The organism is Cohnella silvisoli, from assembly GCF_021190915.1.
Classification (GTDB): domain Bacteria; phylum Bacillota; class Bacilli; order Paenibacillales; family Paenibacillaceae; genus Cohnella; species Cohnella silvisoli.
Map to the genome: position 1 here is coordinate 1 of NZ_JAIOAP010000032.1, position 26,821 is coordinate 26,821.

24 protein-coding genes are annotated in these 26,821 nt (G+C 50.7%); 18 read left to right on the top strand and 6 right to left on the bottom strand.

Annotated features, from left to right (window positions below):
* The first annotated feature begins 275 nt into the window (after positions 1-275).
* The 5 genes from K7P76_RS32630 to K7P76_RS32650 all read left to right on the top strand — a co-directional run bounded on the left by K7P76_RS32630 (position 276) and on the right by K7P76_RS32650 (position 5,111).
* A complete protein-coding gene (locus K7P76_RS32630) occupies positions 276-2,255 on the top strand; it encodes a sensor domain-containing diguanylate cyclase (RefSeq protein ID WP_232190282.1) in 1,980 nt (659 codons plus the stop codon).
* A gap of 128 nt (positions 2,256-2,383) precedes the next feature.
* On the top strand, positions 2,384-3,130 hold the full coding sequence (locus K7P76_RS32635) for a hypothetical protein (RefSeq protein WP_232190283.1): 747 nt from the start codon (positions 2,384-2,386) through the stop codon (positions 3,128-3,130).
* A 26-nt stretch (positions 3,131-3,156) separates the two neighbouring features.
* Positions 3,157-4,272: an aminopeptidase gene (locus K7P76_RS32640; RefSeq protein WP_232190284.1), complete on the top strand. Its 1,116-nt coding sequence runs from the start codon at positions 3,157-3,159 to the stop codon at positions 4,270-4,272.
* 83 nt (positions 4,273-4,355) lie between these two features.
* Positions 4,356-4,595, top strand: coding sequence for an HPr family phosphocarrier protein (locus K7P76_RS32645; protein ID WP_232190285.1), 240 nt, complete (start codon positions 4,356-4,358; stop codon positions 4,593-4,595).
* Positions 4,596-4,820: 225 nt separating this feature from the next.
* Entirely contained in the window at positions 4,821-5,111 is a 291-nt protein-coding gene (locus K7P76_RS32650) for an Fpa/YlaN family protein (protein ID WP_232190286.1), read from the top strand.
* A gap of 42 nt (positions 5,112-5,153) precedes the next feature.
* Here the strand turns inward: K7P76_RS32650 and cax are convergent, their stop codons facing one another.
* Positions 5,154-6,215, bottom strand: a complete 1,062-nt coding sequence (cax, locus tag K7P76_RS32655) for a calcium/proton exchanger (protein WP_232190287.1) — start codon at positions 6,213-6,215, stop codon at positions 5,154-5,156.
* Between the two features lie 188 nt (positions 6,216-6,403).
* On the opposite strand from cax, the gene K7P76_RS32660 reads away from it, so the two are divergent.
* Positions 6,404-6,781, top strand: a complete 378-nt coding sequence (locus tag K7P76_RS32660; RefSeq protein ID WP_232190288.1) for an Asp23/Gls24 family envelope stress response protein — start codon at positions 6,404-6,406, stop codon at positions 6,779-6,781.
* Positions 6,782-6,827: 46 nt separating this feature from the next.
* Here the strand turns inward: K7P76_RS32660 and ftsW are convergent, their stop codons facing one another.
* The gene (ftsW, locus tag K7P76_RS32665) at positions 6,828-8,021 is read right to left on the bottom strand and encodes a putative lipid II flippase FtsW (RefSeq protein WP_232190289.1); all 1,194 of its coding nucleotides are present in this window, start codon (positions 8,019-8,021) and stop codon (positions 6,828-6,830) included.
* Between the two features lie 19 nt (positions 8,022-8,040).
* Positions 8,041-8,385, bottom strand: a complete 345-nt coding sequence (locus tag K7P76_RS32670; RefSeq protein WP_232190290.1) for a YugN family protein — start codon at positions 8,383-8,385, stop codon at positions 8,041-8,043.
* Positions 8,386-8,633: 248 nt separating this feature from the next.
* On the opposite strand from K7P76_RS32670, the gene K7P76_RS32675 reads away from it, so the two are divergent.
* Both K7P76_RS32675 and K7P76_RS32680 read left to right on the top strand, forming a co-directional pair.
* A complete protein-coding gene (locus K7P76_RS32675) occupies positions 8,634-9,764 on the top strand; it encodes an amidohydrolase (protein ID WP_232190305.1) in 1,131 nt (376 codons plus the stop codon).
* A gap of 116 nt (positions 9,765-9,880) precedes the next feature.
* Positions 9,881-10,315 (top strand): CBS domain-containing protein, encoded by a 435-nt coding sequence (locus K7P76_RS32680; RefSeq protein WP_232190291.1) that lies wholly within the window; start codon positions 9,881-9,883, stop codon positions 10,313-10,315.
* A gap of 407 nt (positions 10,316-10,722) precedes the next feature.
* On the opposite strand, the gene K7P76_RS32685 is transcribed toward K7P76_RS32680, so the two are convergent.
* Positions 10,723-11,649, bottom strand: coding sequence for a transposase (locus K7P76_RS32685; RefSeq protein WP_232190292.1), 927 nt, complete (start codon positions 11,647-11,649; stop codon positions 10,723-10,725).
* 412 nt (positions 11,650-12,061) lie between these two features.
* On the opposite strand from K7P76_RS32685, the gene K7P76_RS32690 reads away from it, so the two are divergent.
* The 7 genes from K7P76_RS32690 (at position 12,062) to K7P76_RS32720 (ending at position 19,096) form a co-directional block, all read left to right on the top strand.
* Complete coding sequence (locus K7P76_RS32690; protein ID WP_232190293.1) at positions 12,062-13,762, top strand: DNA repair helicase XPB; 1,701 nt, start codon at positions 12,062-12,064, stop codon at positions 13,760-13,762.
* 2 nt (positions 13,763-13,764) lie between these two features.
* On the top strand, positions 13,765-15,711 hold the full coding sequence (locus tag K7P76_RS32695; protein ID WP_232190294.1) for a helicase-associated domain-containing protein: 1,947 nt from the start codon (positions 13,765-13,767) through the stop codon (positions 15,709-15,711).
* Between the two features lie 65 nt (positions 15,712-15,776).
* Positions 15,777-16,271 carry a YlbF/YmcA family competence regulator gene (locus K7P76_RS32700; protein ID WP_232190295.1) on the top strand — a complete coding sequence of 165 codons (495 nt, stop codon included), beginning with the start codon at positions 15,777-15,779 and terminating at the stop codon, positions 16,269-16,271.
* A gap of 27 nt (positions 16,272-16,298) precedes the next feature.
* Positions 16,299-16,562 (top strand): YlbG family protein, encoded by a 264-nt coding sequence (locus K7P76_RS32705; RefSeq protein ID WP_232190296.1) that lies wholly within the window; start codon positions 16,299-16,301, stop codon positions 16,560-16,562.
* Between the two features lie 232 nt (positions 16,563-16,794).
* Entirely contained in the window at positions 16,795-17,232 is a 438-nt protein-coding gene (locus K7P76_RS32710) for a hypothetical protein (RefSeq protein ID WP_232190297.1), read from the top strand.
* Positions 17,233-17,367: 135 nt separating this feature from the next.
* Entirely contained in the window at positions 17,368-18,273 is a 906-nt protein-coding gene (locus K7P76_RS32715) for a LysR family transcriptional regulator (RefSeq protein ID WP_232190298.1), read from the top strand.
* Positions 18,263-19,096 carry a PHP domain-containing protein gene (locus K7P76_RS32720; RefSeq protein WP_232190299.1) on the top strand — a complete coding sequence of 278 codons (834 nt, stop codon included), beginning with the start codon at positions 18,263-18,265 and terminating at the stop codon, positions 19,094-19,096. The genes K7P76_RS32715 and K7P76_RS32720 overlap by 11 nt, the downstream gene beginning before the upstream one ends.
* A 73-nt stretch (positions 19,097-19,169) precedes the next feature.
* Here the strand turns inward: K7P76_RS32720 and K7P76_RS32725 are convergent, their stop codons facing one another.
* A complete protein-coding gene (locus tag K7P76_RS32725; protein WP_232190300.1) occupies positions 19,170-20,912 on the bottom strand; it encodes an Rqc2 family fibronectin-binding protein in 1,743 nt (580 codons plus the stop codon).
* 177 nt (positions 20,913-21,089) lie between these two features.
* On the opposite strand from K7P76_RS32725, the gene K7P76_RS32730 reads away from it, so the two are divergent.
* The gene (locus K7P76_RS32730; RefSeq protein ID WP_373692554.1) at positions 21,090-23,903 is read left to right on the top strand and encodes a calcium-translocating P-type ATPase, SERCA-type; all 2,814 of its coding nucleotides are present in this window, start codon (positions 21,090-21,092) and stop codon (positions 23,901-23,903) included.
* A gap of 87 nt (positions 23,904-23,990) precedes the next feature.
* Here K7P76_RS32730 and K7P76_RS32735 read toward each other — a convergent pair whose 3' ends face one another.
* Entirely contained in the window at positions 23,991-24,380 is a 390-nt protein-coding gene (locus K7P76_RS32735; protein WP_232190302.1) for a VOC family protein, read from the bottom strand.
* Between the two features lie 156 nt (positions 24,381-24,536).
* On the opposite strand from K7P76_RS32735, the gene purT reads away from it, so the two are divergent.
* Positions 24,537-25,697, top strand: coding sequence for a phosphoribosylglycinamide formyltransferase 2 (purT, locus tag K7P76_RS32740; protein WP_232190303.1), 1,161 nt, complete (start codon positions 24,537-24,539; stop codon positions 25,695-25,697).
* Positions 25,698-25,828: 131 nt separating this feature from the next.
* On the top strand, positions 25,829-26,662 hold the full coding sequence (gene dapF, locus K7P76_RS32745) for a diaminopimelate epimerase (protein WP_232190304.1): 834 nt from the start codon (positions 25,829-25,831) through the stop codon (positions 26,660-26,662).
* Positions 26,663-26,821 lie beyond the last annotated feature (159 nt).

The window sequence follows — 26,821 nt, forward strand, 5'->3', positions numbered from 1 at the left end:
AAAAGCAAGTAAAGAATACCACAAAATCAACGACAGTCCAAGCCACCTAACGGTGGTTTGGAAACACCGTAAAAGTGACATTTTCTCGGAAGAGTTAAGGTGACATTTTCTCAGCAAATTGACAGGTTTTGTTTCCAAACGGTTCAATCTCGGTTCACAAAATAATAAATTGAAAAATAAGCCATTAGGCTATGGACTTCTATGGACCTAGTGCAATATTCACTGTTTCATTGTATAGTTAAGGAAAGAAGACATCGGGGGCGGAGGTGTCGGGTATGGTCACTAAAAGAAAAACGCAACAACAACTAGACATACTTGAAGAGCTCGAGAATCCATCCCGCACCCGTCAACAGCTGCCAACTTGGCTGCAGAAGCAGGATTTAACGGAAGCGGACCTGCCCTATATCCACACTTTGCTGCTCAGCAGCTTCGCGGATTGGTTAGAGGAAGTGGATGGCTTTCCATGGCTAGGCGGGCAAATGGCGTTGCTTCATCCTGATGGGACGAGTATTTCCGCCGATGGGCTATTGGAAGAAAACGAATTTCTGCCGGTTTCTTGGAGCGCGGAAGCAATAGGTCCGACAGCCGCGAATACGGCTCTTGAAACCTGTCGCCCTACCTTAATGCGCGCGGAGGAGCATCTCTTTGTTCCATTTAAGGTTTTCGATTCTATTGCGGTTCCCATTTTTACTCGAACGACCGGATTTCCATGCGCTGTCTTGACTTGCCTTCTTCCCGCGGGAACGGCTCAAGCCGGAGATCTTAAGCTGCTTCAAGCAGCAGCGCTCCACGTACGCAGTTGCATCTATCGGCGCTTCGAGAATCTATTCGTTGGCGGCCTGTTACGGGAACGCAAGCTATCGAAGAAAGAAGAAAGCCGCAGGGATATTTTGTTTGAAGTCATGCGCAGGTTAAACGACCATATTGATGTTGAGAATGTTTTATCCGAAGTGTTGGACAGTCTTGAGCAATTGTACCCGATCTGCCAAGCCGATTTATTTTTGTCGCAAGACTATAATAGCGCTAATCAGAAGGTAAAACCGCTTGCGTTCCACCTCAAAGATATGGATTTGTGCAAGTCCGCATTCGTGGAAGGAATAATTCGCGAAGAGCGCTCCGAAGGTCGCCATGAGCTAGCGTTGCCTTTATCGGGCAAACAAGGCGTATATGGCGTATTGAGGCTAGACTTGCCCGAAAATGAATTCGATGAGGCAGACATAAGCTTCTTGACTATGCTGGCAGGAGCGGCCGGTGCCGCGTTCGAGAAAGCAAGGCTGCATGAGCAGGCAAACGTTCTGGTCGGCGAGCTCAGGCTTATCAATGAGTTGACTCAAAGACTTAACAGCAGCTTGAAACTTTCGGATACGATGCAATTCGCTTCCGCGGAATTGTTGAATATATTCAAATCGGATTTTTGCTGCATTCTTCAGTACGATGCCGTGTCACACCAGTTCGTCGTCATGTATGCCAACGTAGCAGAGATTATCGGAGAAACCTATTCAACGGAATATGGCTTCTGCGGAGTGATGTGGTCGACGAAAGAACCGATCATTTTATCCGATTATTGCTCGGCGACTCCCGTAGGCTCGAAATTGATGGACGTAACGAACTCGCGCTCTTTGCTCGCTTCACCATTGCTGCTGAACGGAGAAGTTATCGGAGCGGTGCTCATTACGAAACGCGAGCCGAACCACTTTTCCTATGACAACTACAAGCTGCTGCAAGTTCTGTCCGCTCACCTTGGCCTCGCCATGTCCAATGCAACGCTGCATGCAGAAGTGCGAAGAATGGTCATCACCGATAATTTGACCGGGTTGTATGCCCGTCATTACTTGAACGAGAGAATTGGCCGCAAACAGCTAAGAGACACCTCGGGTTCGCTTATTGTCGTGGATATCGATCACTTTAAGAAAATTAACGACACATACGGGCATCAGGTCGGAGACGACATACTCATTCAAGTGAGCGGAATTATTCGTACCTCGATACGCGACAGCGACATCGCCGCGCGCTGGGGCGGGGAAGAACTCGCTATTTACATGCCTTTGCTCGGATTGGAACAAACCGAACGGGTGGCGGAGAGAATCCGGCATCGCGTCGAAACCGAGACGAACCCGCAAGTAACGGTGTCCTGCGGGATTTCGGAATGGCGAATTGCCGATGATAAGGTTAGCGTAGAATCTTTGTTCTACAAAGCGGATATGGCGCTTTACGAAGCGAAGCATCATGGTCGGAATTGCATCGTTGTCGGTTAAGAGGATCATTCTTTCAAGCCGAAGCTTGACTCAAGTCTTTAGACTTTGGGACGAGCTTCTTTATTTTTGCATAGGGACGGCAAAAGGGGAGACGATACGTAGCAAAAGGCGAAAGAGGTGAGCAAGGCATGAGGTATAAGCTAACCAACCGGACAATTATTTCCGGCGCAGCATTGGCATTGCTTTGTATGCAGGGTTGTATGACTTCATCGGCCTCGTTGTCGGCAAATAAAGCATTAGCCTTATCCGCATCGGCATTGTCGGGAAGCGAAAGTTATGGATTTGCGGGCGAAGTATCCGTTATTGATCCGGGAGGTTCCGTCGGAAGCAAAGCCGCTTATGAAGGGAAAGTTACCTTGCATGGGAACATGCAGCTCCAATGGAAAAATTCCGCCACGCATTCTGCCTCCGTCAAGTCTCAGAACGCGATGTCTTACCAGCCCTTGAAATTGCTCGAGTACATTAACGGTAAATCTGCCGAAATCACTTATGCCGAAACGCCAATTCCGAACCGACCGGTGCATTTGCAAATTAAATTGGACGACAATGTCGCACGGGAGCGCGTTGTTGCCGGGTTAAGGGCTGATTTAGCGCTTCTGCGCAGCGATAAGGAGCTTCTAAGAGGCGATCCGAAGGAAGCCGAGAAAATATTGAGCAATGCGGGGAAGCGGCTGGAGACGGCGATAGCCACCTTAAAAGTAAAGACGGTATGCGATTGGACTGCCGATCCTAAAGATTGGTTCCCTGACCGGTTGAGGGAAGAAACCATATTGACGTATTCGTGGGACGGCAAACCATTCCGGGAAAAGCGCATTGCCGAAACGAATTTCCTCCACAATGCTCAAGATGGTACAATGAAAAAGGTGAACAAGTAATAAAGGTTAAGGGAGTGTAAAACTTTATGCGAGATCCTCGTTTGCAGAAATTAGCGGCCAACCTGGCGGGTTATTCCGTCAAGGTTCAGCCTGGCGACAACGTTCTTATCGAGATGATCGGCTCCGAGCGGGAATTGCTCAAGTGCTTGATTGAAGAGGTCGCACGGCTCGGCGGAAACCCTTTCGTAGAAATCGAGGACCGATCGGTACTTCGTACGCTATTGAACCATGCAAATGAAGATCAACTGAAAACATGGGCTGCTTACGACCTGGAGAGAATGAAAAAGATGCAGGCCTATATCGGCATCCGTGCTGGAGAAAACGTCAATGAACTGGCGGATGTGCCTTCAGGCAAAATGAAATTATTCGATAAAATCCATCGTCACCCCGTACATATGGAGCAGCGGGTGAAGAAGACAAAGTGGGTTGTCCTGCGGTACCCTAACTCTTCGATGGCGCAATTGGCGAACATGAGCACGGAAGCGTTCGAAGATTTCTATTTTGACGTATGCAATCTGGATTACGCCAAGATGGACCGCGCCATGGATCCTCTTCACGAACTGATGAACGGAACGGATAAAGTGCGGATCGTCGCGCCAGGCACTGATTTAAGTTTCTCGATTAAAGGAATCGGAGCTCAGAAGTGCTCAGGCGAGCGCAATATTCCGGATGGGGAAGTATACTCCTGTCCTGTGCGGAATTCCGTCAACGGAACGATCGCTTATAATACCCCTAGCGTATACAATGGGTTTACCTACGAGAATATTAAGTTTACTTTCGAGAATGGCAAGATTGTTGAGGCGACGGCGAACGATACCGAACGCATCAACGCGCTGCTGGATAGCGACGACGGCGCGCGGCATATCGGGGAATTCAGCCTCGGCTTTAACCCGTATATTTTGCATCCGATGAAAGACACTTTATTCGACGAGAAGATCGCCGGAAGTTTACATTTTACGCCTGGTCAAGCGTACGAGGTTACCGATAATGGCAATCGTTCGTCCATCCATTGGGATTTGGTGCTCATCCAACGTCCCGAGTATGGAGGCGGAGAAGTGTATTTCGACGATGTATTAATTCGCAAAGACGGCATTTTCGTTATCCCGGAGCTTGAAGGGCTAAACCCCGATTCTTTGAAATAATGCATTCCCCCCTTGCGTGAATTTAGGGGAACAAGGTATGATGTGAAAGAGATTGTAATGCCTAAATTTTAGGAGGGGATCCCATGTCTAACAATGCAGCTATTGTAGAATTGTCCCAAACCGCCAACAAGTACCGTTCTTCCATCGTTCTTCAAGCTGAGAGCAAGTACATCGATGTCAAAAGTATTTTAGGCTTGTTTACCACGTTAGTAGGCAACCTTTCTTATGAACTTCATGTTCATGGACCGGATGCCGAGGAAGCAAAGAAAGAACTTGGAGAGATTTTCGCAAAACATAACTTGAAAGTTACAGTTGTGGAATAGTAAGGTTTAAGAAATACGCCTAATCATTGCTATGGATCAGATGCCTCGTCCTGCCGGACGGGGTATTTTAATTGTTTAGTACAACATTAGGGTTACCTGTCCTTGTGCTTCTGCTCAATATCGACTAATATAAAAGGGATAGCTAGAGATGACTGGCGTGCGACGATTCATCCTCATCGCAGCAGTATTTTCTATATTGGGAGTTTGGGCACAGGGGGAGTGGGAATGGCAGCATCGGATACCATCATCGATCTAAATCAAAAGGCGGTACGTCTTCTTCGGGAGGATGCCGATAAAATCGAAAAGTTGATCGCTATCCAGATGGAAAACCTTACGACCCGCAAATGTCCGCTGTATGAAGAAGTGCTGGACACCCAAATGTACGGCTTCTCAAGGGCGGTTGATTTTGCGGTACGGACAGGGCTGGTAGAAGAAGGCGCGGGCAAATTGCTAATTAGCCAGTTGGAAAGAAACCTGGCGATTCTATACGAGGCTTTGGAAAGAAAAGAAGAGTAGCACCCGATGGGGATGCCACTCTTCTTTTTTATTAATCATTTGTTATACGAAGTAGAACGAAACGCCTAAAATGGCATATACGATAAGAAGCAGCTTCCCCTCGAACCAGGTCGTGGCACCGTCCCTTGAGATGGAGGTTGCGATCAATACGGATACGCCGATCGCTGCGAGTTCTATCGTAGTGAAGATTAAGTCCATTTCTTTGCCGAACAGCAGGCTGACGAACACGAGGACGGGAGCAACGAACAAGGCTATTTGCAAGCTGCTGCCAACCGCGATCTCGACTGCCGCTCCCATTTTGTTTTTAAGCGCCAGCATGACGGCTGCGCTGTGCTCTGCCGCATTGCCGACTATCGCGACTACGAATGCCCCGACGAACAATTCGGACAATCCAAAGCGCGCTGAGAAGGTGTCAAGCGTATGTACGAGCCATTCGCTTATGAAAGCAACCATTACAGTTGCGACGATAAGCATAAGGATGGACGTTCCTCGCGACCAGGCAGGACTTTCCCCATGATCCGCTTGCGTATCCACGTGATCGTCTAACAAATCTTTGTGGGTAAACATCGAATAAACCAGCCACCCGATATAAGCGAAGATTAGAAAAGCGGCTACGACAATGCTGATCGACATCGTTTCTTGCTGGGAAATTTTCTCGGTTTTGACGAAGATGGCAGGGATGAACAAGGCAATGATGCCAAGCAGCATAAGCGAAGCGTTCTGGCCGGCCAAATGCACGTTGAACTTCTGCTCTTTAAATTTCAATCCGCCCGCCAAAGCGCTTGCGCCGAGGACAAGCAGCAGGTTGCCGATAATCGCGCCCGTCAAGCTCGCTTTAACGATATCGAATAATCCTTCTTTGATCAGGAATATAGCGATAATCAGTTCGGCCGCATTGCCGAATGTCGCGTTCAGAAGGCCGCCGATCCGCTGGCCTGCGTAATGGGCGACGGATTCGGTCGCTTTGCCTAGAAGGCCTGCCGCGAACAGAATCGCCAAACCCGCTAATACGAATTCAATTTCGGATCCCCAATGCATGTAATGGGATAAGGCGCTGAGCACGAAGGTTACGATCAGAAGGGGAAAGAACAATCTTTTCAACAAAAAACACCTCGTCATTGATGATATTTAAGTAGCATTTGGCATTTCTTACTATACCCAATAAGCAATCTTAAGTAAACCGGAAGCCGTGTAAGATAGAGGAATGGGATATGCTGGCAACGCTTTCGGTTGCTTCTGGCTTAGTCTTCCTTTACAATGGAAGCATATCAGGTTCGGGAGAGTGAGCCGCCATGACGGAAGAGCTGCAGCAAGGGTTAATTCGTATTTCTGATGACGTCGTCGCGACGATCGCCGGGTTAGCGGCGTTGGAAACGCCCGGAGTTGCCGCCATGTCGGGCGGAATTTCGGAAGGCTTAGCCAAACGGCTGAGCGGGCGCAATGCGCAAAAAGGCGTGTCGGTCGAAGTAGGGCAAGTTGAGGCGGCTATTGATCTAAGAATCGTCGTTCAATATGGCATACCGATTCAAGAGGTCGGGCGCAGGTTGCAGGATAATGTCCGAGAAGCGGTTGAGAATATGACCGGGCTTACCGTCGTTGAAGTTAACGTGAAGATTGAAGGCGTTGCTTTTAAGGACGAGGAGACGGAAGAAGCTCATCGGGTGAAATAAGCGATTAACCGAAAACGTGATAAAGCTGCTTCTAGAAGCTGCTTTATCACGTTTTTATGTTGCGCTTATTATGCGAGGTTACCGGAGGCTCTTTTCCAACGCGGTTATACTCTCTTGAAATGCTCAGCAATATTCCCATTCCGGTAAGGAGCGTTAACATGGAGGAACCCCCGTAGCTAACGAACGGCAAAGTAACCCCCGTTATCGGAATAGCGCCGCTGACTCCGCCCATATTAATGAGCGCTTGAATCGCAATCAAGGAGACGAGGCCAATGCCGACCAGCGTGCCGTAGATGTCCGGACAGCGAAGGGCAACGATGAGCGCTCTCCACAGAAAGAAAATATAAAACAAAATGAACAAGGTCGTTCCAACAAAACCGAGTTCTTCCCCGATGACCGCAAAGATGAAATCGTTGTAGGCGAAAGGCAAGTAAAAAAGCTTCTGCACGCTATTTCCAAGTCCCGTGCCCATAAAGCCCCCATGTCCGAACGCCTCAAGGGATCGCAGCAGGTGGTAGCCGCTTCCTTGCTGATCGGCTAGAGGATCCATGAATGAAGTGAATCGGGCGCCGCGAAAACCGAAACCCGCACCCGGGTGAATCAAGAAATACAGGCTTGTCCCGAGAACGGCAAGTCCAAGAAGGACGCCGGATGATAGCAGGATGTGCTTTAAGTTAGAGCCGCCTGCAATAACAATGGCGGAAGCCGAAAGCACGAGTATCGCGCAGGAACCGAAATCGGGCTGGAGCATAATAAGAAAGGCGAAAAATCCGACCACGATCATAACGGGAAGAAGTCCCCGCTTGAAGTCCCTGAATTTCTCATCCTTCTTCGCAATTATCGCAGCCAGGTAGAGAATGATGGCCAGCTTGGCAAATTCGGTCGGTTGGATGCCGAAACCGCCAATGCCAAGCCAGCTTTTAGCACCGTGGGTTTCTGTTGCAACGAACGGGACAAGGATGAGTAAAAAAAGCGTTCCCATGAAAAACAAAATAAAAAGTTTCTTGTACTTCTGAAAATGAATATTCATCAGAACAAGCATGATGATGGTGCCAATCCCAACCCACATCAATTGACGCTTAACAAAGTACAAAGCATCATTGTTATATATGGACTTGGAAACTGCCATGCTTGAGCTTGCACTGAACACCATTATTAATCCGAAGCCAACTAAGAGGAGCGTCAAAATAAGCAACAGAAAATCCGGCGTGCCCCGCTGACCGCTCTCCGGAGTCTTCATCTCTGTTTCCTCCGTAGCATCAAGACAGCAGCTGTTTTAATTCCTGTGTACGCTGCGTTGCGGTGTTCAAGATCGGTTGGGGGATTGGCGATTCATAATCAAGGCCATGCGGGAAAGTTGCCCGGCCGATGTAGACGGCTTCTACTTCGAGAATGGCGTCCGGATTTTCGAGTTTGCCTTCAACGGCTCTCGTCGTGATGCGCAGGAAATAATCTTCGCCGTTAGCGCGGTCATGCAGCTTCAGGTCATATGTAGCACGGCGATATTCCCACTGCCAACGTACGAAGCCTAGTTTGTCACTGGATTCGTCCAAATGCCCGAGGTCGCTGCGCATTCCGTTTAATCCCGTATTGTCAAGTAACATGGATAATCCTCCTTTGGAAGGTCAAAACGTGCATTGTTCCATTCCATGATAGACGGTTTACGAGCCTTCTGCAAGCCCGAGGAGGTTCACAAGTTCGAACGTTCATTGACAATTATCTCCTGCAGCGTTCGGTGGAAGGTTACGGAGGAGAAAGCTTTCTGATACAATGGTACAAATACGCGGAACACGGGACAGGAGGCGCCGCCTTGACGGTGAACGAACAGACATTACAGTCGCTTTACGACGATATGGTGAAATGGCGCCGGCATTTGCACGAGAACCCCGAGCTTTCATTTCAGGAATTCGAGACATCCCGAATGATTGCGGGACTTCTGGAGTCATGGGGGCTGGAAGTTCGCCAAATTGCGGGAACAGGTCTTATTGCCAAGCTCACCGGCCATTTGCCCGGTCGCTCGATTGCGCTGCGCGCCGATATCGACGCTTTATCGATACAGGATGCCAAGAATTGCTCCTATCGATCTAAAGTGCAAGGGGTTATGCATGCCTGCGGACATGACGGACATACGGCGGAGCTTCTTGGGGTCGCTCGGTATTATAGTCTTCACTTAAGTGAAACCGCGGGTACTAGGGTATTCCTGTTCCAACCCGGCGAAGAAGTTCTTCCGGGCGGCGCGATCCGCATGATCGAAGAAGGGGCTCTAGATGGCGTAGATGCCATTTACGGCATTCACCTTTGGTCGCCGATGCCCTACGGGACGGCAACTACGCGGCCGGGCCCGTTCATGGCGACGCCCGATGAATTCGAGATTGAAATTATCGGCAAGGGCGGGCATGCCGGATTGCCTCATCAAAGCAAGGACGCTCTAGTTGCGGGATCTTCCTTGGTTATGGCGCTGCAGACGATCATATCCAGAAGCGTTAACCCACTCGATGCGGCTGTCGTGACGGTCGGCAAATTCACGGCAGGCTCTGCTAACAACGTCATTGCGGAGAATTGTCGGTTAAGCGGAACTGTTAGGTCATTCGATAAACCAACCCGTCTCGTCGTTCGCAAACGGCTGGAGGATATCGTGCGCAGCACATGCGAAATGTACGGCTGCGAATACAAGCTCCAATACTTCGAGGGTTATCCTCCTGTAGTGAACGATGAAGCCGAGGCGGGAAGAGTGCTTCGCATTATCGCCGAGCTGCTGCCGGATACGGCTGCCGGCCCTTGCGAACGGATCATGGCGGGGGAAGACTTCTCGTATTATCTTGAGCGGAAGCCGGGCTGCTTCTTCTTTGTAGGGGCCGGGAACGAGGATAATACATCAGCTCCCCACCATCACCCGAAGTTCGACATTGAAGAGAAAGCGATGCTGCATGCAGCCAGGCTTCTGATTGCGGTGTCAGACGATGCGGCGTCTGAGCTAAAATAATAACCATTTGCTCGTATGAGAAACTCCTGTTTCGGTCACGCTAGAAAACGGATCGATTTTGTCGAAGAATAGCAACGAAAGACGTTGCACAATTCATCGCTAACAGGAGGAACACCATGCGAAAAATTGCCGATATTATGTCAGACGACTGTGTGACAGTCACTCCGCAGGACAATATTTACCAGGTAGCGATGTTGATGAAGGATCATGACATCGGCTTCGTTCCAGTCATTGAAGGCCGGAAGCTGGTTGGGGTCGTTACGGATCGCGACTTGGTTATCCGCGGCTATGCGGACAAACTGTCGGACTCCACGTCCGTCAGGGAAGTGCTGACTGAAGACGTACAGACCGTATCGTCTAATATGTCAGTCGACGAAGCAGCAACAATTATGGCTTCGAGCCAAATCCGGCGGCTGCCCGTCGTGGATGACGGACAATTAATGGGCGTTGTCTCATTGGGAGATTTGGCGGTTCGCGAAATCTTCGTCAACGAAGCCGGAGAAGCGTTAAGCGATATATCTGAGCATGGAAATCAGACGTTCGCCCACTGACTACCGACTGAAAAGGTTCGTTTTTCGGCATCCGCCGGGAAACGAACCTTTTTTATACGATCAGACAGTTTATGACCATCTACTCGTCTGGGAAATGTAGGGAAAAACCAACGCCTAATTTCCGTGCCATTTCGGAGAAATGGTACCATTATCCCCTTGCCTCAGAAGTGAGTTGCCCATCAGCGGATATTCGAATGTCGTGACTTAAGTGGGGAGTTGCAATCAACGGATTTTCGAATGTAATGATTTGAGTGGAAGTTGCCAATCAGCGAATATTCGAATGCCATGACTTGAGTGGGGAGTTGTAATCAACGGATTCCCGGGTATCATTTATAAGTTTGCCGTTTCATGAATTGAATTAGAATGGAACGGATTATCGGCAACTTAAAAAGCAGTCATCCCAAGCATCAAGCTTTCCATAGGGTGAGATATTTTCCTTTCCACTTCGCTTTGCTTCCCCAGACCACCCAGGGAACGGTGAGAACCGGTTTGCTGCGGGTCAGATCTTTGTAAGTCAAAGTTGGTGTCGTGGCGCACCAATGGAGCAGTTGGCTGAAGACCGGGGCATGGCGGAGTTTTAAGTTCAACCGGAAACAAAACTCGTCTAAATAAGCCTGCAAATGTTTGGCTCCGATGCCTTGAAACGTAAAGTTCAGCCACGCGGTCACCTTCCACTTGATTTGGTTCAAAGCAGGGTGAAGTTTGCCGCGCCCCAAAACGGTCACAGCTTGTCCATCTATATGATTGTCTACGAACGCTTGGACGCCAAGCTTTTCAATCCACCTCAACGCGTTATTCACATGGCTGGGATCCGGTTGTTTGATTTTGACCTGCTGAGGCTCGTCTCGCTCGTCGAGGGATCCGCCGATCAACAGCGGCTGCTGGGCCTCGCTATAATACGTATAACCGTAAGAGATAGGGTCAACTCGCACAACACCCGTGAGCGGGTCGCCTTCATCGGCTTGTTGCAGGGCATGGCGGATTTTTCTTGCGATGAGCCACGCGGTCTTATAGGTGACCTGAATCACTCGGGACAGGCGGGAGGCGCTGATGCCGGAAGGCCGGGAGATGAGAAACATCGCTTGGAACCAGCGGGTCAACAAAGTGGAGCTGCCTTCCATGATGGTGCCGGCGATGACAGACGTCTGATGGCGACAGGAGCGGCATTCGTAGAGAGGCAGTCTGCGCGTTTGGATAAGATAAAAGTGAGGATGACGACAAGTCGGGCAACGGAAGCCGTCCGGCCATCTGGCTTCGAACAGCGCCTCGGCGCAAGTCTGCTCAGAGTTGAACTGCTGGCAAAATGCCTCGAAGGTCAGATGATCTGGAAACATAGACTTTCCTCCCGGAATAGAACATTTGTTCCTATTTCAATCATACCAAACATACGTTCTATTTTCAAGAGATATCGGGTAAAATTTCAACGTTTCAGGTTTGTTTTCAGAAGCATGAACAAGGTTTTCCTCCTGATTGGAAGGGATGATGGTACGTTTTCGCGGAAAGGAGGTAGGGAAAGCTGCGGTGGTCTTATTCTCCTTCTGATGCGAAGGGATAATGGTACGTTTTCGCGAATAGCCGCTGGACTGAACGGGAATGTCGGGCTGGTCGACCCTTAGAGTTACAAGGGAGTTCATGGGTGAGACCGTCAGGGAGAACTTCCCTGACGGTTGTTCTTAAATGATTTCGTAAAGAGATGCATTAACAATTCCGGAATGGGAAGGCTGTAGTTGCAAGGAGGGATGCTGAATGAATAATACTCGGCCGCCGCTATGGGTGCAGTCCGACGGTACGCTGCTGCTTGACGAACGCCACCCCGAATACGAACCTATACGCAATCTGCTAAGAGAAATAGCAGAGTTACATAAACGTCCTGGAGCTTTGCATACCTATCGCCTAACCCCGGTTACCTTATGGAACGCCGCGGCTTCCGGTTGGAATTCCAAGAACGTCATAGAGCAACTAACAGCTTTCTCCCGCAGCGGGCTGCCTCGTGCATTAGAAGATGAAATCCGCAAGCAAATGAATCGATATGGACAAATAAGGCTAGTCTCCAAAGATGGCGTTTTATCGATAACTACCGAAAGTTCCGAGCTCATGAACCAATTGTGCGAATGGGATAATATAGCGGCAAATTTCACAAGCGCTCCTTCCGGAAACGAAGTTGGCATTATGCCCGAAGCGAGAGGCTGGATCAAACAAGAGCTTGCAGCGCGAGGTTATCCCGTTATGGATGAAGCGGGCTTCCATAAAGGCCAATCGCTTGAGGTTTCTTTGCGAACCGTTACCGACTCCGGCCGACCGATAATTCTAAGAGATTATCAGCAGGAAGCGGTCGACGCTTTGCTTAAAAACACTGCTCTGGATGGAGGGAGCGGTGTTGTCGTTCTCCCCTGCGGTGCAGGGAAAACGTGGGTCGGCATGGCGGCATTGGCACGGCTTAAGTGTGAAACGCTTATTTTAACGCCTAACGGCGTGTCGGTTTCCCAATGGATTTCCGAACTTCTCAAAAATACGACGCTTACTGAAAATGAGATCGGCGAATATACGGGGCAAGCTAAGAACGTCCGGCCGGTAACCGTTGCGACCTATCAAGTGCTTACGCATCGGCGCTCTAAAGAGGATGATTACCCCCACCTGCAATTATTCGTTAACAGGGATTGGGGGCTTATTATCTACGACGAGGTTCATCTGCTTCCAGCCCCGGTATTCCGAATTACGGCGGATATTCAAGCGACGCGCAAGCTCGGATTGACGGCTACGCTCGTACGCGAGGATGGACGGGAAGGCGATGCTTTCGCGCTAATCGGCCCCAAACGTTACGAAATCCCTTGGAAAACGATGGAGAAACAGGGTTGGATCGCTGAGGCGGCTTGTACGGAAGTTAGGGTGTCGCTCGATCCCGAAACCGCGTCAAACTATTTCGAAGCATCCAAACGAAGCCGTCATCGAATAGCGGGGGAAAACCGTCGCAAAACGGATGTCGTAAAAGCATTGCTTAAACGCCATACCGGCATCCCTACGCTTGTCATCGGACAATACTTGGATCAATTGCACGAGCTGTCCCGCGAGCTGTCGCTTCCGCTCATCACCGGAGAGATGCCTCATCGCAATCGCAAGCAGCTGTTCGAACGGTTTAGGCAAGGGAAAATCGGCGTTCTGCTGGTTTCCAAAGTTGCGAACTTTGCCGTCGACCTGCCCGACGCCGCAGTTGCCATTCAAGTGTCGGGCAGCTTCGGCTCGAGGCAAGAGGAGGCGCAGCGGCTAGGCCGCATCTTAAGACCGAAAGCGTCCGGTGGGGGAGCGATGTTCTATTCTTTGGTCAGCGAAGGTACGGATGAAGTAGAATTTTCCCGTAATCGGGGCCGATTTCTGCTTGAGCAAGGTTATCCATATTCAGTAAACGTTTGGGAACAATCAGAACTGACAACGAAGACGGAGAAGGTGTAACAATGAACCTGAAGATGGCCGTCGATCGACTATCCGATTCAATAAAGCAGCTCGTCCTATCCGAGCCGACGATCGAATATCGGTACGTTCAAGGAGAAAAGCTTGAGCATATATTAAGTTGTCCGCAATGGGCAGAAGCATGGATACGGCAATCTGCGGATCCGATGCTGTTGGATGTGTTGAAGGGCATTCTTCTTCAATTCGCCGGGCAGCCTTTCGAGTTGGAACCATTGGTCAAATCACTCGAGGAAGCGACTTCGTTAACCGGAGCCGAAATTCGGGTAGCAACGGTCAGATTGCGCAGAAGCGGTATTCTGCATGCCGTTCGGAAAGCTTGGGGGGATCAGCTCATTTACTTGCCGACGGATTGTATACCGATGTGGCAGTCTTTGCTGCTTCCGGTAACGGGTTTGCCTTTAACCGATGAGGAGTCAAGAGAAGCAGCGGTCAATTCGACGGATTATCGCCTGCCGTTGTCATTGGAATTGCTGTCGGCGTGGTACGAGATAAAATGCCGGCCAATCGCATTTACGGCCAAAGGCACGCTTCATCGTCCTGCCGTCATCCGAATGACGGCAGCGATGCGGCTGATGCCCGAGGAGCTGTCTTGCTTATCGCTAAACTATCCGCAGAACGAGCAGCTCCCCGCGCAAGCCGCTTTAGCGCTAGATCTTGGTTTGTGCAGCAAAGTTTTGCACAAAGCAGGCAACGAGATTCGCATCTCGGATGACGGATTAAAGGAATGGTTAACCTTGACCCCTGCCGAAGCGGATATCCGATTGCACGAGTTGGTTATATCAAGGTATGGTTCCGCCCAGCCTAGTTTGCATTTAATCGCTTCTGCGGTTCGTTCGCTGAACCCGATGACTTGGTACAGGGAAGAAAGCTTAATGAATATCGGTACAAGGGTTCAAGTGGAAGCGGTAAATGACTGGCTTGGACTTCTGGAATCGTTAGGGTGGGTCGAAAGGGGAACCTGCTTGGGCACTGCCGTATTCCGAATAAAAATTCATCTGGCTGCAAATACAAGCGCGATCGTTCAACCATCCGGAGCCTTGTTCGTCCAACCGGATGGCGAAATATTCGTAACGCCCGAAACCGGTCTAATGCAACGATGGGTTTTGGAGGAAATATCGGAACGGGCGGTAGCCGACAACTTGTTCGTCTATCGGTTGACGCTTAATGCCTGCATCAGAGCCTATAATAACGGTTACACTCTGCACTCCGTAATTGCATTTCTGGAGCAAGGCTACGGGTCGGCATTGCCGGAACAGGTAACCAGAGCGCTTCAGGATTGGTTCTCGCCGCTAGGGAAAGTGACGTTTGCGGAAGTGACGCTGCTGCGGATTGATAACCCCGATGTGGCAGCCCAATTGATGAAAGATCCGGACATCGCGGTGAAGCTCTTGGAACAATTGGGAGATCGTGATTTTATTATCGAGAAGTCTTCTTATAAATTTCTGTATGACAGGATGGCAAAGGCGGGATTTCCACCAACGGAAACGTATCGGAGTGCTCCCGGAAGCCATGCTGCCGAGAATAAGGAAGACGAGGAGCAAGGCTGGATTTACAGGCGCCATGTTCTGTCCGTATATGAAGCGGATCGAACATTGCCCGGCAAGGACGAGCTGTTTCCGGGAATGTTGAAAATTCCGGCGGCATGGATTTCCAGTCCGCGGAATTACCATGCGTCGACGCGCAAGGAGCTGTTGCAAAGGGCTATCGATTGGCAAGCATCGGTCCGAATCGGACGAGAAGGCCAAACGCGGACTTTCGTTCCCAAAGGATTCGAGGAGGAGGGATCGAATTGGTGCGTACTCGGGCGTTGGCGCGAAAATCCCGAAATCGGGGAACGCCGGAACGGTTCAACAATCGCCGCCGTTAGTGCGGAGGAGATTGCCGAAATCATGATTTTGCTGCCTGCTTTCGAGGAACTTGAAACCAATTGACGGGATAACGTCGATCTGTGTTATTATAGTAGGGTATGGCATAGCCGAAAGGTGAGGTGAGGCCGATGGCCAGTACGATGCAAACCCTCCCTGCAGCAGAACAAGGTGTGATGGAGAACGCGCCTGCCGATATGGCGTTGCTCTTATCCCGCGCCTTCGAGCTGGGGGATTCGCTAAAGCATTCCGCTTACGCGGCGGAATATATTTATTGGAAAGATCAAGTTCACCAAGACGCAGAAGTTCAAAGCCTGACCAAGCAATTTGCCAAGGCGAAAGAGAAATTCGCTGAATGCGAACGTTTCGGAAGGTTTCATCCGGATTATAATGCGGCCCTTGATCATGTCTACGCGGTGGAAGGTCGACTAGATCAAATAGAATCCGTGCGCAAGTACAAGGCTGCGGAAGCGTCATTGGATGAATTGCTTAATGATATATCTCGTACGTTGGCTTATGCCGTATCGCACACCATTAAGGTTCCGGACAACGATCCGAATCCGAAGGCTTCAGGCTGCGGGAATGGCGGCAGCTGTTCATGCAGCAGCGGCGGCGGTTGCGGTTAAATTTTATGGATAGACCGGAGGTTATACATGTTTGCCGAACGGACAGGTTATATCGTGTGGTTCAGCGATTCGAAGGCAGCGAGAGGTCTTGACAAATACGGTACATTGCATTATTTGTCTCGCAAGATGCAGTATGCCGTCATGTACATGAACGCCGACGTAGCGGATGACGCCATTCGCAACTTGCAGCGTCTACCCTTCGTCCGTAAGATCGAGCGCTCCTACCGCAACGAAATCAAAACGGAGTATGAGAAAAACGTACCCGATAAAACCCGATTTTACGGGCTTTAACCGAAGCGAACCGAAACAAAAAGTCCATAGAAGAAAAGTCTCCTAATAATTAGGAGACTTTTCTTCATATATTAATGATAGATATAATATTATCCAGTTCATGGAATGAAAGGGTTCATTTTATTTTTTTGTTGAATCCTCGGGAATGTATGCGGTAAAATGAACTTAAGTTCCTAGGCACATTATGACGAAAATGATTCAAAAGACCTAGAATCGGGAAGGGGATAGCCCGGTGAAGGATAAACATACGGAGCGTTGGAATACTTACGAACCATTCTATGTCGTTCTAGGGGATAAGAAGGTTGTCGATATCATCATTACCAACCATGCGCGCGCGCGTTGGACCGACCGGGTGGAAAGCGAGAAAACCGGTTTTTCCGATATCGCCGAATATATGTGGGAATGCTTGAAGGAAGATCGCATCGTTTCTTATTACCGGAATGAACAAGACGTATATACGATCGATGACGATCTAGTATTTGTCGCGGAATTTTCCATCAGTGAGACGGATACCGACTTGCTCGGCAATCCTCTGCACAAAATGATCGTCGTAACTTTCCTCGGGCGAATGTCGGAGACGATGGAGCTGCGCGATTTGAAAACGTATTATTCTTGGCTGCGGCATTCCAGGCGCATGACTTTAATCAAGAACAACCGTAAACGCCGTTAAGGCATTCTCATTCACGACAGCCGGGCTGGAGGATTAACCTCGCCCGGCTGTTTTATTTAAGATCGTGCGAAGGAATACGGCCCCCGCAACTTGTGGTATAATTCGGATAAATATCGGTCGGAAGGCGGAAAGAGCATGGCGCTGAACGTACATCAACTTCATATCTTCTACACAGTGGCGGAACGGGGAAGTTTCTCGGCTGCGGCTCAGACGTTGCATATGACCCAACCCGCCGTTACGATGCAGGTACAAGCGCTCGAGGAGCGATTCGGCACGAAGCTGCTCAATAGGACGACGAAGAAGCTGGAGCTGACGGAAGCCGGGCATCGGCTGCTGCCGCAAGCGCGCAAAGCTGTGGAGCTGATGCGGGATACCGACGTCCTCATGGTCAAATTCATCGAGGAATTGAAAGGCAGGCTGCAGTTTGCCGCCAGCTTGACCATCGGGGAATACGTATTGCCAAGGCTGCTCGGTTCCTTCTTGCGCCGGTTTCCCGAAGTTTCGGTAAATATGAAAGTCATGAACACGACCGAGATCATAGATGCGGTTGCCCATCAAGGGTTGGACTTCGGCATTATCGAGGCTCCTTGCGATGTGCCCGGTTTCGATGCCGAACCGGTCATGAACGACGAATTAATGCTGGTTACGCCAACGGATCATCCTTTTGCGGCACGTGATGAGGTAACTTTGGATGAAGTCATCCGAGAACCTATGGTGCTAAGGGAGAAAGGCTCGGGGACTCGCCAGATTATGGAGGAGGAGCTGCAGCGGCACGGCGTGAACGAAGATCAATTGCACGTCGTCAGCGAATTCGGAAGCACGGGTGCGGTCAAATCCGCCGTGGAAGCCGGGTTAGGTTTATCGATCATATCCGTATGGACGATTAAGCATGAGGTAGCGCTAGGTTTACTCAAGCCCGTGAAAATAAAAGGAGTAAGCTTTAGAAGGCAATTTTTTGCCGTACGTCTGTTGTCCTCGCTTCTCCCGATGCCGGCCGCTGCATTGCTACATGATTTAAGGGAGTTGTCCCATGAAAAATAGAGCTGATTTGCATACCCACACTACGGCTTCGGATGGTATGTTTCGTCCGGAAGTCAACGTTCGGCTCGCTAAGGAGGCCGGGTTGGCGGCCGTCGCGATTACCGATCACGATACGGTGGCCGGAATCCCGGAAGCCTTGGAGGCTGGGCAAACCTACGGGATCGTTGTCGTGCCCGGGGTAGAGATAAGCACGGCCGCTGACGGCAAAGACATCCATGTTCTCGGATATGGGTTTGCAACCGATGATCCGGTATTGCTGGAGAGGCTGCTTTCGCTGCGGAACATAAGGAATCGTCGGAACGTTGACATTTTGGCTAAGTTAGCGTTATTGGGTATGAGCGTTACTCAAGAAGAACTGGAGGCCGCCGCAGGCAAATCCAGTAAAAGCGACGGTTCGGTAGGCAGGCCGCATATTGCTCAAGTGCTTGTCGATAAAGGTTATGTCACTGATATTAGAGCGGCTTTCGATCGCTATTTGGGCGAAGGAAAGCCGGCATATGCCAATCCGTCGCGTATTTCTCCTGCTGAGGCGATAAGATGGATTCATGATGCCGGTGGTACCGCCATCATTGCTCATCCCGGATTGTATGATGACGACCCGCTGGTTCTCTCTTTGCTGGATTCGGCAGCCGATGGCTTGGAAGCGTTCCATTCCGACCACGATCCAGAGATGGAAAGGCGATACGAGGAATGGTCGGTAAACCGCGGAAAGCTCGTAACGGGCGGTTCCGATTTTCACGGGATGAAGGACGGCGTCGCTTTTCATGGAGCATTAGGAAACCGGTCGGTGGAAGCATCTGTGATTAGTCGTCTATTGCGGTAGATGGATATTTGGATGAGACGCATAGAATAAAAAACAGCGAATCCCACTCGCCTTGAGCGGAATTCGCTGTTTTTTATTTCACAGTGGAAGGCATTTGCTGAATAAGCGCTTCGTCCGGCGTCACGTACAATGTTTTCTGCCCATCGTATATGACGAATCCGGGTTTGGCGCCGCTAGGCTTACGGACATTGCGAATGCGTGTGTAATCAACGGGAACGCTGCTGGATTGTCTCGCTTTGCTGTAATAGGCGGCAAGCACAGCCGCCTCATGTAAGGTGGCATCGCCATATTCCGAACTGCGAATGAGCACGTGGGACCCGGGTATGTCTTTCGTATGCAGCCAAGTATCCGATGACATCGCTAACCGGTTGGTCACGTAATCGTTCTGGGTATTGTTTTTGCCGACATAGATCGGAATGCCTTCGCTTGACGTGTAACAGAGAATGGAGGGGGTGTCTTTCTTTTTCTTCTTCATTCCCCGCTTGAGCCCGCGTTCCCGAATATAACCTTGTTCGATAAGCTCTTCGCGAATTTCCCCGATATCGGCGGGCGTTGCCGATTCAAGCCCTTGCAGCACGGATCCCAAATACACAATTTCCGTTTCGGTTGACTGCATTTGCTCGGCTACGACGGCTCGGCTGTTTTTCAATTTATTGTATTTACGGAAATAGCGTTGGGCGTTCTCATTTGGCGTTAGCAGCGGGTCTAGCGCAATCGATATCGTCGGCTGCTCTTCTTCGTAATAGTCAACGACTCCGACGGATTTGTCGCCTTTTTTGAAAGCGTGCAAGTGCGCCGTTAGCAACTCGCCCATCCTGCGTACGAGATCCGCATCATCGGCTTCCGCCAGCTTATCTTTCAGCTTCAGCTGTTTTTTCTCGTTCTTGGCCACTTCATTGAGCAGGAAACGGTTCAAATCCGTCGTGCGCTGCCGCACTAAATCCCTGGACGCCTTGTCCCGATAGAAAGTTTCCAAGCATTGATGCAGGGAGGAGAAGGTTTGTACCTCCCCTTGCGCATGAGTTAAGGCAATGGCGGAAAACAAAGCTTTGCCGTCTTCCGATAGGACGAGATTCGGTTCGTAGGCGTGCGTAGAAACTTGTTCCATCATGTTATGGAAAATGGTCCAAACATCCGATTGCCGCTGAGTCGCTCGAAAAGCAATTTCTCGGGTGATTAACGGGCTTAGGCCTGTGTAAGCATTAAGCAATGCGGAAGAGACGGCTTTTTCGCTCGAATGATTATCTTCATCACCACTAGAGGCCATCACAGCATCAAAGGCCGCTTTCGATTCCTCAAGCGGATTTACTTTGTCCTGCGACGGAGGCGATACATAATCACTGCCGGGAAGAACGACGCGATGGCTGCTGATGGCCGGAGTCACGTGGCGAATTCCGTCGTGGATAACGCCGGTTACCGGATCAAGAAGGATCAGGTTGCTGTGGCGGCCCATAATTTCCAGCACGATTTTTTTAAGAGAAGAGTCTCCTAATTCATCGCGATGACGGATGTCGAATTCCACGATCCGTTCCAGACCGACTTGCCGAATCGCTTCGATGACGCCGCCTTCGCAATATTTGCGCAGCAACATGCAGAACATGGGCGGCTCCTGAGGGTTGGCCCAAGGCTGCTCCGTCCAGTGAATCCGCGGCATCGATGGGTGTGCGGACAACAGCAGCTTCCCGTTCACGCCTTGGCCTCTAATATGCATAATCAATTCATTATCCGTAGGTTGATAAATTTTATGAATACGCGCTTTGACGCAAGCTTGCAGCTCGTGTACGAGGGCGCGGGTGACGATACCGTCCAATGACATAGCTATTGCTCCTGTTTTATCGTATGGGATAAGTTTTTCTGTCCTCCTATGATGCCACACATCCCTGCAAAGGGAAAGCCTGCTTAAATCGATCGCCGCAACCCAAGGGGATATTTCCCGGCTTGTCTGAATACATATAGGTCATAAACGCGGATAAGACGGAAGGGGATGACCATCGTGGAAGGAAAGGCATGGCATCAGCTGAACGAGGGACAGTTGCTTGAGGCGCTGAATTCCGATATTCAGAAGGGTTTAACGGCGGATGAGGCCGCAAGACGGTTGCAGGAACATGGCCCAAACGAGCTGGTGGAGAAGCTCGGGGAATCACCTTTGAAGCTGCTGCTGAATCAATTCAAGGACTTTATGGTACTCGTATTGCTGGGGGCTACGGTCATTTCCGGCTTGTTGGGAGAAATGCTGGACGCCCTCACGATTGTTGCAATTATCCTCATTAATGGGGTGCTCGGCTTCTACCAGGAATATCGGGCCGAACGTTCGCTGCGCGCGCTCAAGGAGCTGTCCGCACCTTCCGCTAAAGTGATACGGGGGGGCGAATATCAGCTCATTCCCGCTCGCAGCTTAGTAGCGGGGGATGTCGTGCTGCTAGAAAGCGGAGATCGCGTTCCGGCGGACTTGCGGCTGCTCGAATGCAACCAAATCTCAATCGACGAAGCGGCGCTGACGGGGGAATCGGTACCGGTCGTCAAAGAAGCGGTTACGATCGAAGCCTTGGATCTTCCGCTTGGGGATCGCAAAAACTGCGGGTATTTGGGTACGATGGTCACTCGGGGAACGGCCAAAGGCGTTGTAACCGTTACGGGCATGAATACGGAAATGGGTAAAATAGCGAATCTCATCCAGCAGACGGAAGAAGCGGATACGCCTTTGCAGCATCGTTTGGAGCAGCTTGGCAAAATTCTGATCATCGTCTCGATCATATTGACGGTCGTTGTCGTTCTCGCAGGTATTCTGCACGGACAACCTATATACGATATGTTCCTTGCAGGAGTAAGCTTAGCCGTTGCCGCCATTCCGGAAGGGCTTCCGGCCATCGTGACGATCGCTCTCGCGCTCGGGGTGCAGCGCATGATCAAGCGGAGGGCTATCGTACGCAAACTGCCTTCCGTCGAGACGCTCGGCTGCGCTTCCGTCATATGTTCAGATAAAACGGGAACGCTGACGCAAAATAAAATGACGGTCACCAAACTTTGGCTCGGGGGCCGAACGATCGAAGTGACAGGGGAAGGGTATGAGCCGGTTGGACAGCTTAGGGAAGAAGGGAAAGGAATCGACGCCAAAGGCGATCCGTCGCTTCGAAGGCTGACCCAGATCGCCGCTCTATGCAACAACTCGGATTTGACGGAACAAGAGAAAAACGAAGATCCGAAGAAACGCAAGTCCGGCAAAGGAGAGCCTTCTTCCGGCGATTCCAAGGAGTGGAGGATCAAGGGCGACCCGACGGAGGGCGCGCTTCTCGTTCTTGCCGCCAAGACGGGGCTGGCGAAATCTTCGCTTAATAGCTTATACACGCGGATCAAAGAATTTCCCTTCGATCCCGAACGAAAGCGGATGTCCGTCCTTGTCTCCCACCAAGGGGGCAAGCTCATATGCACGAAGGGCGCTCCGGATTTACTTGTCGGGCAATGCGCTTACGTGCTGTGGGGAGACCAAGTCGTTCCTTTTACGGGAACGATTAAGCAGAAGGTGCTTGCGGCTAATGAAGCTATGGCCAAGGACTCGCTGCGCGTGCTCGGTTTCGCTTTCCGCGAAGTAAAATCCTACGATGAGTGCAATAGCAACGAAGAGGCGGAAAATGGGCTTATCTTTGTCGGGTTGACGGGGATGATGGATCCGCCGCGCAAAGAAGTGAAGGAAGCGATCTCGAAATGCCGTCAAGCCGGTATTAAGACGGTTATGATTACGGGCGATCACGGCACGACCGCGGAAGCGATCGCCAAATCGTTAGGGATTATGGGACGCGGCGGCCGTGTCGTTACGGGAGCGCAATTGTCTAACATGGATGATGACGAGCTCGAGAAAATCGCCGACGATGTTAACGTGTATGCCCGCGTGTCGCCAGAACATAAGCTGAGAATCGTCCAAGCCCTGCAGCGCCGCGGACATGTGGTTGCCATGACGGGGGACGGGGTCAACGACGCTCCTGCCGTCAAAGCGGCCGATATCGGAATCGCGATGGGCATTTCCGGAACGGACGTCACCAAGGAAGCTTCCGCGCTCATTCTTGCGGATGACAATTTCTCCAGCATCGTTGCGGCCGTCGAGGAAGGACGGGGCATTTACGAGAATATCCGCAAGTTCATCCGGTACTTGCTTGCCTCCAACGTCGGGGAAATTATGACGATGTTCATGGCGATGATGGCGGGGCTGCCTTTACCGCTCGTTCCAATCCAAATTTTATGGGTGAATTTGGTCACCGATGGATTGCCGGCGATGGCCCTTGGCGTCGACCAGGCAGAGAGCGATTTAATGCAGCACAAGCCTCGTTCGGCTAAAGAAAACATTTTCGCGCGCCGCCTCGGTTGGAAAATCATCAGCCGCGGCATTCTCATCGGTCTTTGTACATTGGGAGCATTCATACTTGCGTTAAACGAAGGTGCCGGACACTCCGATCAGCTCATCCATGCGCAAACCGTTGCTTTCGCGACCTTAGTCATGGCGCAGCTTATCCACGTATTCGATTGCCGCAGCTCCCGTTCGATTTTTCACCGCAAGCTTCTTGAGAATAAGTTTCTCGTATTGGCGGTTTTATCGTCTCTTATACTCATGATAGCCGTTCTCTACGTTGAGCCGCTGCAGCCTGTTTTCAAAACCGTGCCTTTAGACTTGCGCGATTGGGCGCTAGTTATCGTTGCCGCCGGCATTCCGACTTTCGCGATGGGAATCGGCAGCGTGCTAGGGACGTCGAAGCAGAAAAACAACCGCAAAATCACCTATGGCGGAAGCTCCGCGCCACCTACGGCGGTTAGATAAGTTTGCGTTTGCACCTTAGGCGGAATCAAAGCAGCCCCGACACGGAGAAGGATTCCGTAGCGGGGCTGCTTTTGTTTTATTCAAATTTTACTCGATAATCGACCATTTTTCGTCGAATGTGACGACTCCCAGCGAATTTCCGTCGGGATCCCATAGGTCGAAGAAACGCATGCCGCTATTACCATGGATTTCCGATACTTTCACGCCATTTTGCCCGAAATGCGCATGAACTGCGTCTACGTCCGAAGTGTAGAAATTGAATGCAAGATGCTTCGATTCCGGAATCGAGTCCGTTTGGTAGAGCGTCAAACCGGCTTGGAGCGGGCCTGGTTCGTTAAAACGGAAACCGACGTAGTCCTCTTGCTCGCTGCGGTACACGACCCGAAAAGGAAATAGGGACAAATACCATTCCTCGGATCGTTTGATGTCTGTTACCGGGACAAACACGGTATCGATTCTTTTGATCGCGCTTTTCATGAAATAGATCACTCCTTGAATATTAGATTAGCTTATACCCTTATATAACGGTTTGGAGGCTAATAACCATACAAGGTTTTTTCTAATGTATAGATATCGATTTTCCTTCGTGTATAATGGACGGTATAAAATCGCATTATCTGGAGGAAAAGATTCATGTACATAGGCAAAAAGTTGTTGCTTCTCGGTTCGGGGGAATTGGGCAAGGAAGTCATTATCGAAGCGCAGCGCCTTGGCGTCGAGACGGTGGCGGTCGACCGTTATGAGCATGCGCCCGCCATGCAGGTGGCGCATCGCAGCTATGTCATCGATATGCTCGACCGTCAAGCGCTTCGCGACATCGTCGAACGGGAGAAGCCGGATTTGATCGTCCCCGAGATCGAAGCGATCGCGACGGCCGAGCTTGTAAAATTGGAGGAAGAAGGTTACCGCGTTATTCCGACCGCGAGAGCGGCACAGTTGACGATGGACCGCGAAGGAATCCGCAGACTCGCGTCCGAGACGCTCGGATTGCCGACGGCGGGATACCGTTTCGCGGATACCTACGAGCAATTCGGACAAGCCGCGCGCGAGATGGGTTTCCCATGCGTCGTGAAACCGCTCATGAGCTCGTCAGGCAAAGGTCAAAGCGTCTGCCGCTCCGAAGCGGACTTGGACCGTTCTTGGACGATCGCGATGGAGGGCGGTCGCGTGCAGCAAGCGAGAGTAATCGTCGAGGAATTTATTTCGTTCGAATCGGAAATTACGTTGCTAACCGTCCGTTCCGTTAATGGGACGCTTTTCTGCCCGCCGATCGGCCACATTCAGAAGGACGGAGATTATATTGAATCGTGGCAGCCGCACGAGATGACGGAACAACAAATCGCGGAGGCCAAAAGAATAGCAGGCGTCATCACGGACGCTCTCGGAGGAACGGGGATATTCGGAGTCGAGCTGTTCTTGGCTAAAGACAAAGTTTATTTCAGCGAAGTTTCCCCGCGTCCCCATGATACGGGATTGGTTACGTTGGTCAGCCAGAATCTCTCGGAATTCGCGCTTCATGCGAGGGCGATATTGGGTTATCCGATTCCGGAAATTTACGTAACTTCTCCGGGCGCAAGCAGGCCGTTGAAGGCGGTTGAACAATTAGACGAGTACAGAATCGACGGAATGGGGGAAGCTTTGTCGGTACCCCAAACGCAAATCCGCGTTTTCGGCAAACCGGTCACGAAAGTCGGCCGCCGCATGGCCGTTACATTATCGACGGCGGATTCCGTAGAAGAAGCTCGCGTACGGGCAAAGCAAGCTTTGGATCACCTTAGCATTCATGACGAGTAACCATAGAGATTAAGCGTAATAGTGCAAACAAAAAGGGAATTGCTATATGCTCAACTCGCGTGATTTTCGTTATGCTCATTTATAGATGGCATGAATATGACGCTTTATAATTCCCAGGAGGTACGAATCATATGAATTTCACGAAAATGCACGGTTTAGGCAATGATTTCATTATCTTAGCGGGCGAGCAGAAACTGCCGGACAACGTCGCGGATCTTGCGATTCGTCTATGCAACCGTTTCTTCGGCATCGGGGCCGACGGTTTGGTCTATATTTTGCCTTCCGAGAAAGCCGATTTCAAGATGAGGATCATCAATTCCGACGGTTCCGAGGCGGAACAGTGCGGCAACGCCATTCGTTGCGTGGCTAAGTACGTGTACGACAACGGATTGACCGACAAGCTGGAGCTGACCATCGAGACGTTGGGGGCGGGCGTACAACCGGTGCAGTTGGAAACCGCAGAGGGAAAAGTGAACCTCGTTACCGTAGACATGGGACAACCTATCTTAAACGGATTGGACGTACCGACGACGATCGATGCCAATCCCGTAATAGGCCACCCCGTCACCGTTGACGGACGCGAGTTTGCTTTCACCGCTGTGTCTATGGGCAATCCTCATTGCGTTATTTACGTGGACGATGCAGCGGGCTTTGATTTGGCTACATGGGGACCAAAGTTGGAGAAGCATCCGCTATTCCCACGCAAAATCAATGTTGAGTTCGCTAAGGTTAACTCGCGCAGCCAAGTGGACATGCGGGTGTGGGAACGCGGTGCGGGTCCGACGCTTGCCTGCGGTACGGGCGCTTGTGCAACTTTGGTTTCTTCCGTCCTGAACGGTCTGACCGATCGCAAAGCGACGATCTCGCTCGCCGGAGGCGATCTTCTGATCGATTGGAACGAAAGCAATAACCGGATTTACATGACAGGCCCTGCGGCGCTTGTATATACGGGTACCGTCGAATAAGCAATGGCGTTTAGAGTGCAGCGTTCGGAGCGGGGGCTGTCTCAAAAGCAAGAAAGTTTATGAATGAGACAGCTCATACTTAGCAAAAATCGATGGTTAAAACGAAAAATGGTGGTGCAGGAGGCTTATCCCTGAACCACCATTTTTCGATTTTGGTCA

What these genes read in the sequence shown, in the direction of transcription:
- K7P76_RS32635 (WP_232190283.1), top strand. Translation starts at nt 2,384, where the DNA reads ATGAGGTATAAGCTAACCAACCGGACAATTATTTCCGGCGCAGCATTG.
- K7P76_RS32690 (WP_232190293.1), top strand. Translation starts at nt 12,062, where the DNA reads ATGAATAATACTCGGCCGCCGCTATGGGTGCAGTCCGACGGTACGCTG.
- K7P76_RS32630 (WP_232190282.1), top strand. Translation starts at nt 276, where the DNA reads ATGGTCACTAAAAGAAAAACGCAACAACAACTAGACATACTTGAAGAG.
- K7P76_RS32645 (WP_232190285.1), top strand. Translation starts at nt 4,356, where the DNA reads ATGTCTAACAATGCAGCTATTGTAGAATTGTCCCAAACCGCCAACAAG.
- dapF (WP_232190304.1), top strand. Translation starts at nt 25,829, where the DNA reads ATGAATTTCACGAAAATGCACGGTTTAGGCAATGATTTCATTATCTTA.
- K7P76_RS32640 (WP_232190284.1), top strand. Translation starts at nt 3,157, where the DNA reads ATGCGAGATCCTCGTTTGCAGAAATTAGCGGCCAACCTGGCGGGTTAT.
- K7P76_RS32705 (WP_232190296.1), top strand. Translation starts at nt 16,299, where the DNA reads ATGTTTGCCGAACGGACAGGTTATATCGTGTGGTTCAGCGATTCGAAG.
- purT (WP_232190303.1), top strand. Translation starts at nt 24,537, where the DNA reads ATGTACATAGGCAAAAAGTTGTTGCTTCTCGGTTCGGGGGAATTGGGC.
- K7P76_RS32700 (WP_232190295.1), top strand. Translation starts at nt 15,777, where the DNA reads ATGGCCAGTACGATGCAAACCCTCCCTGCAGCAGAACAAGGTGTGATG.
- K7P76_RS32680 (WP_232190291.1), top strand. Translation starts at nt 9,881, where the DNA reads ATGCGAAAAATTGCCGATATTATGTCAGACGACTGTGTGACAGTCACT.
- K7P76_RS32685 (WP_232190292.1), bottom strand. Translation starts at nt 11,649, where the DNA reads ATGTTTCCAGATCATCTGACCTTCGAGGCATTTTGCCAGCAGTTCAAC.
- K7P76_RS32715 (WP_232190298.1), top strand. Translation starts at nt 17,368, where the DNA reads ATGGCGCTGAACGTACATCAACTTCATATCTTCTACACAGTGGCGGAA.
- K7P76_RS32675 (WP_232190305.1), top strand. Translation starts at nt 8,634, where the DNA reads ATGGTGAAATGGCGCCGGCATTTGCACGAGAACCCCGAGCTTTCATTT.
- K7P76_RS32660 (WP_232190288.1), top strand. Translation starts at nt 6,404, where the DNA reads ATGACGGAAGAGCTGCAGCAAGGGTTAATTCGTATTTCTGATGACGTC.
- K7P76_RS32695 (WP_232190294.1), top strand. Translation starts at nt 13,765, where the DNA reads ATGAACCTGAAGATGGCCGTCGATCGACTATCCGATTCAATAAAGCAG.
- K7P76_RS32650 (WP_232190286.1), top strand. Translation starts at nt 4,821, where the DNA reads ATGGCAGCATCGGATACCATCATCGATCTAAATCAAAAGGCGGTACGT.
- K7P76_RS32670 (WP_232190290.1), bottom strand. Translation starts at nt 8,385, where the DNA reads ATGTTACTTGACAATACGGGATTAAACGGAATGCGCAGCGACCTCGGG.
- K7P76_RS32720 (WP_232190299.1), top strand. Translation starts at nt 18,263, where the DNA reads ATGAAAAATAGAGCTGATTTGCATACCCACACTACGGCTTCGGATGGT.
- K7P76_RS32725 (WP_232190300.1), bottom strand. Translation starts at nt 20,912, where the DNA reads ATGTCATTGGACGGTATCGTCACCCGCGCCCTCGTACACGAGCTGCAA.
- ftsW (WP_232190289.1), bottom strand. Translation starts at nt 8,021, where the DNA reads ATGAAGACTCCGGAGAGCGGTCAGCGGGGCACGCCGGATTTTCTGTTG.
- K7P76_RS32735 (WP_232190302.1), bottom strand. Translation starts at nt 24,380, where the DNA reads ATGAAAAGCGCGATCAAAAGAATCGATACCGTGTTTGTCCCGGTAACA.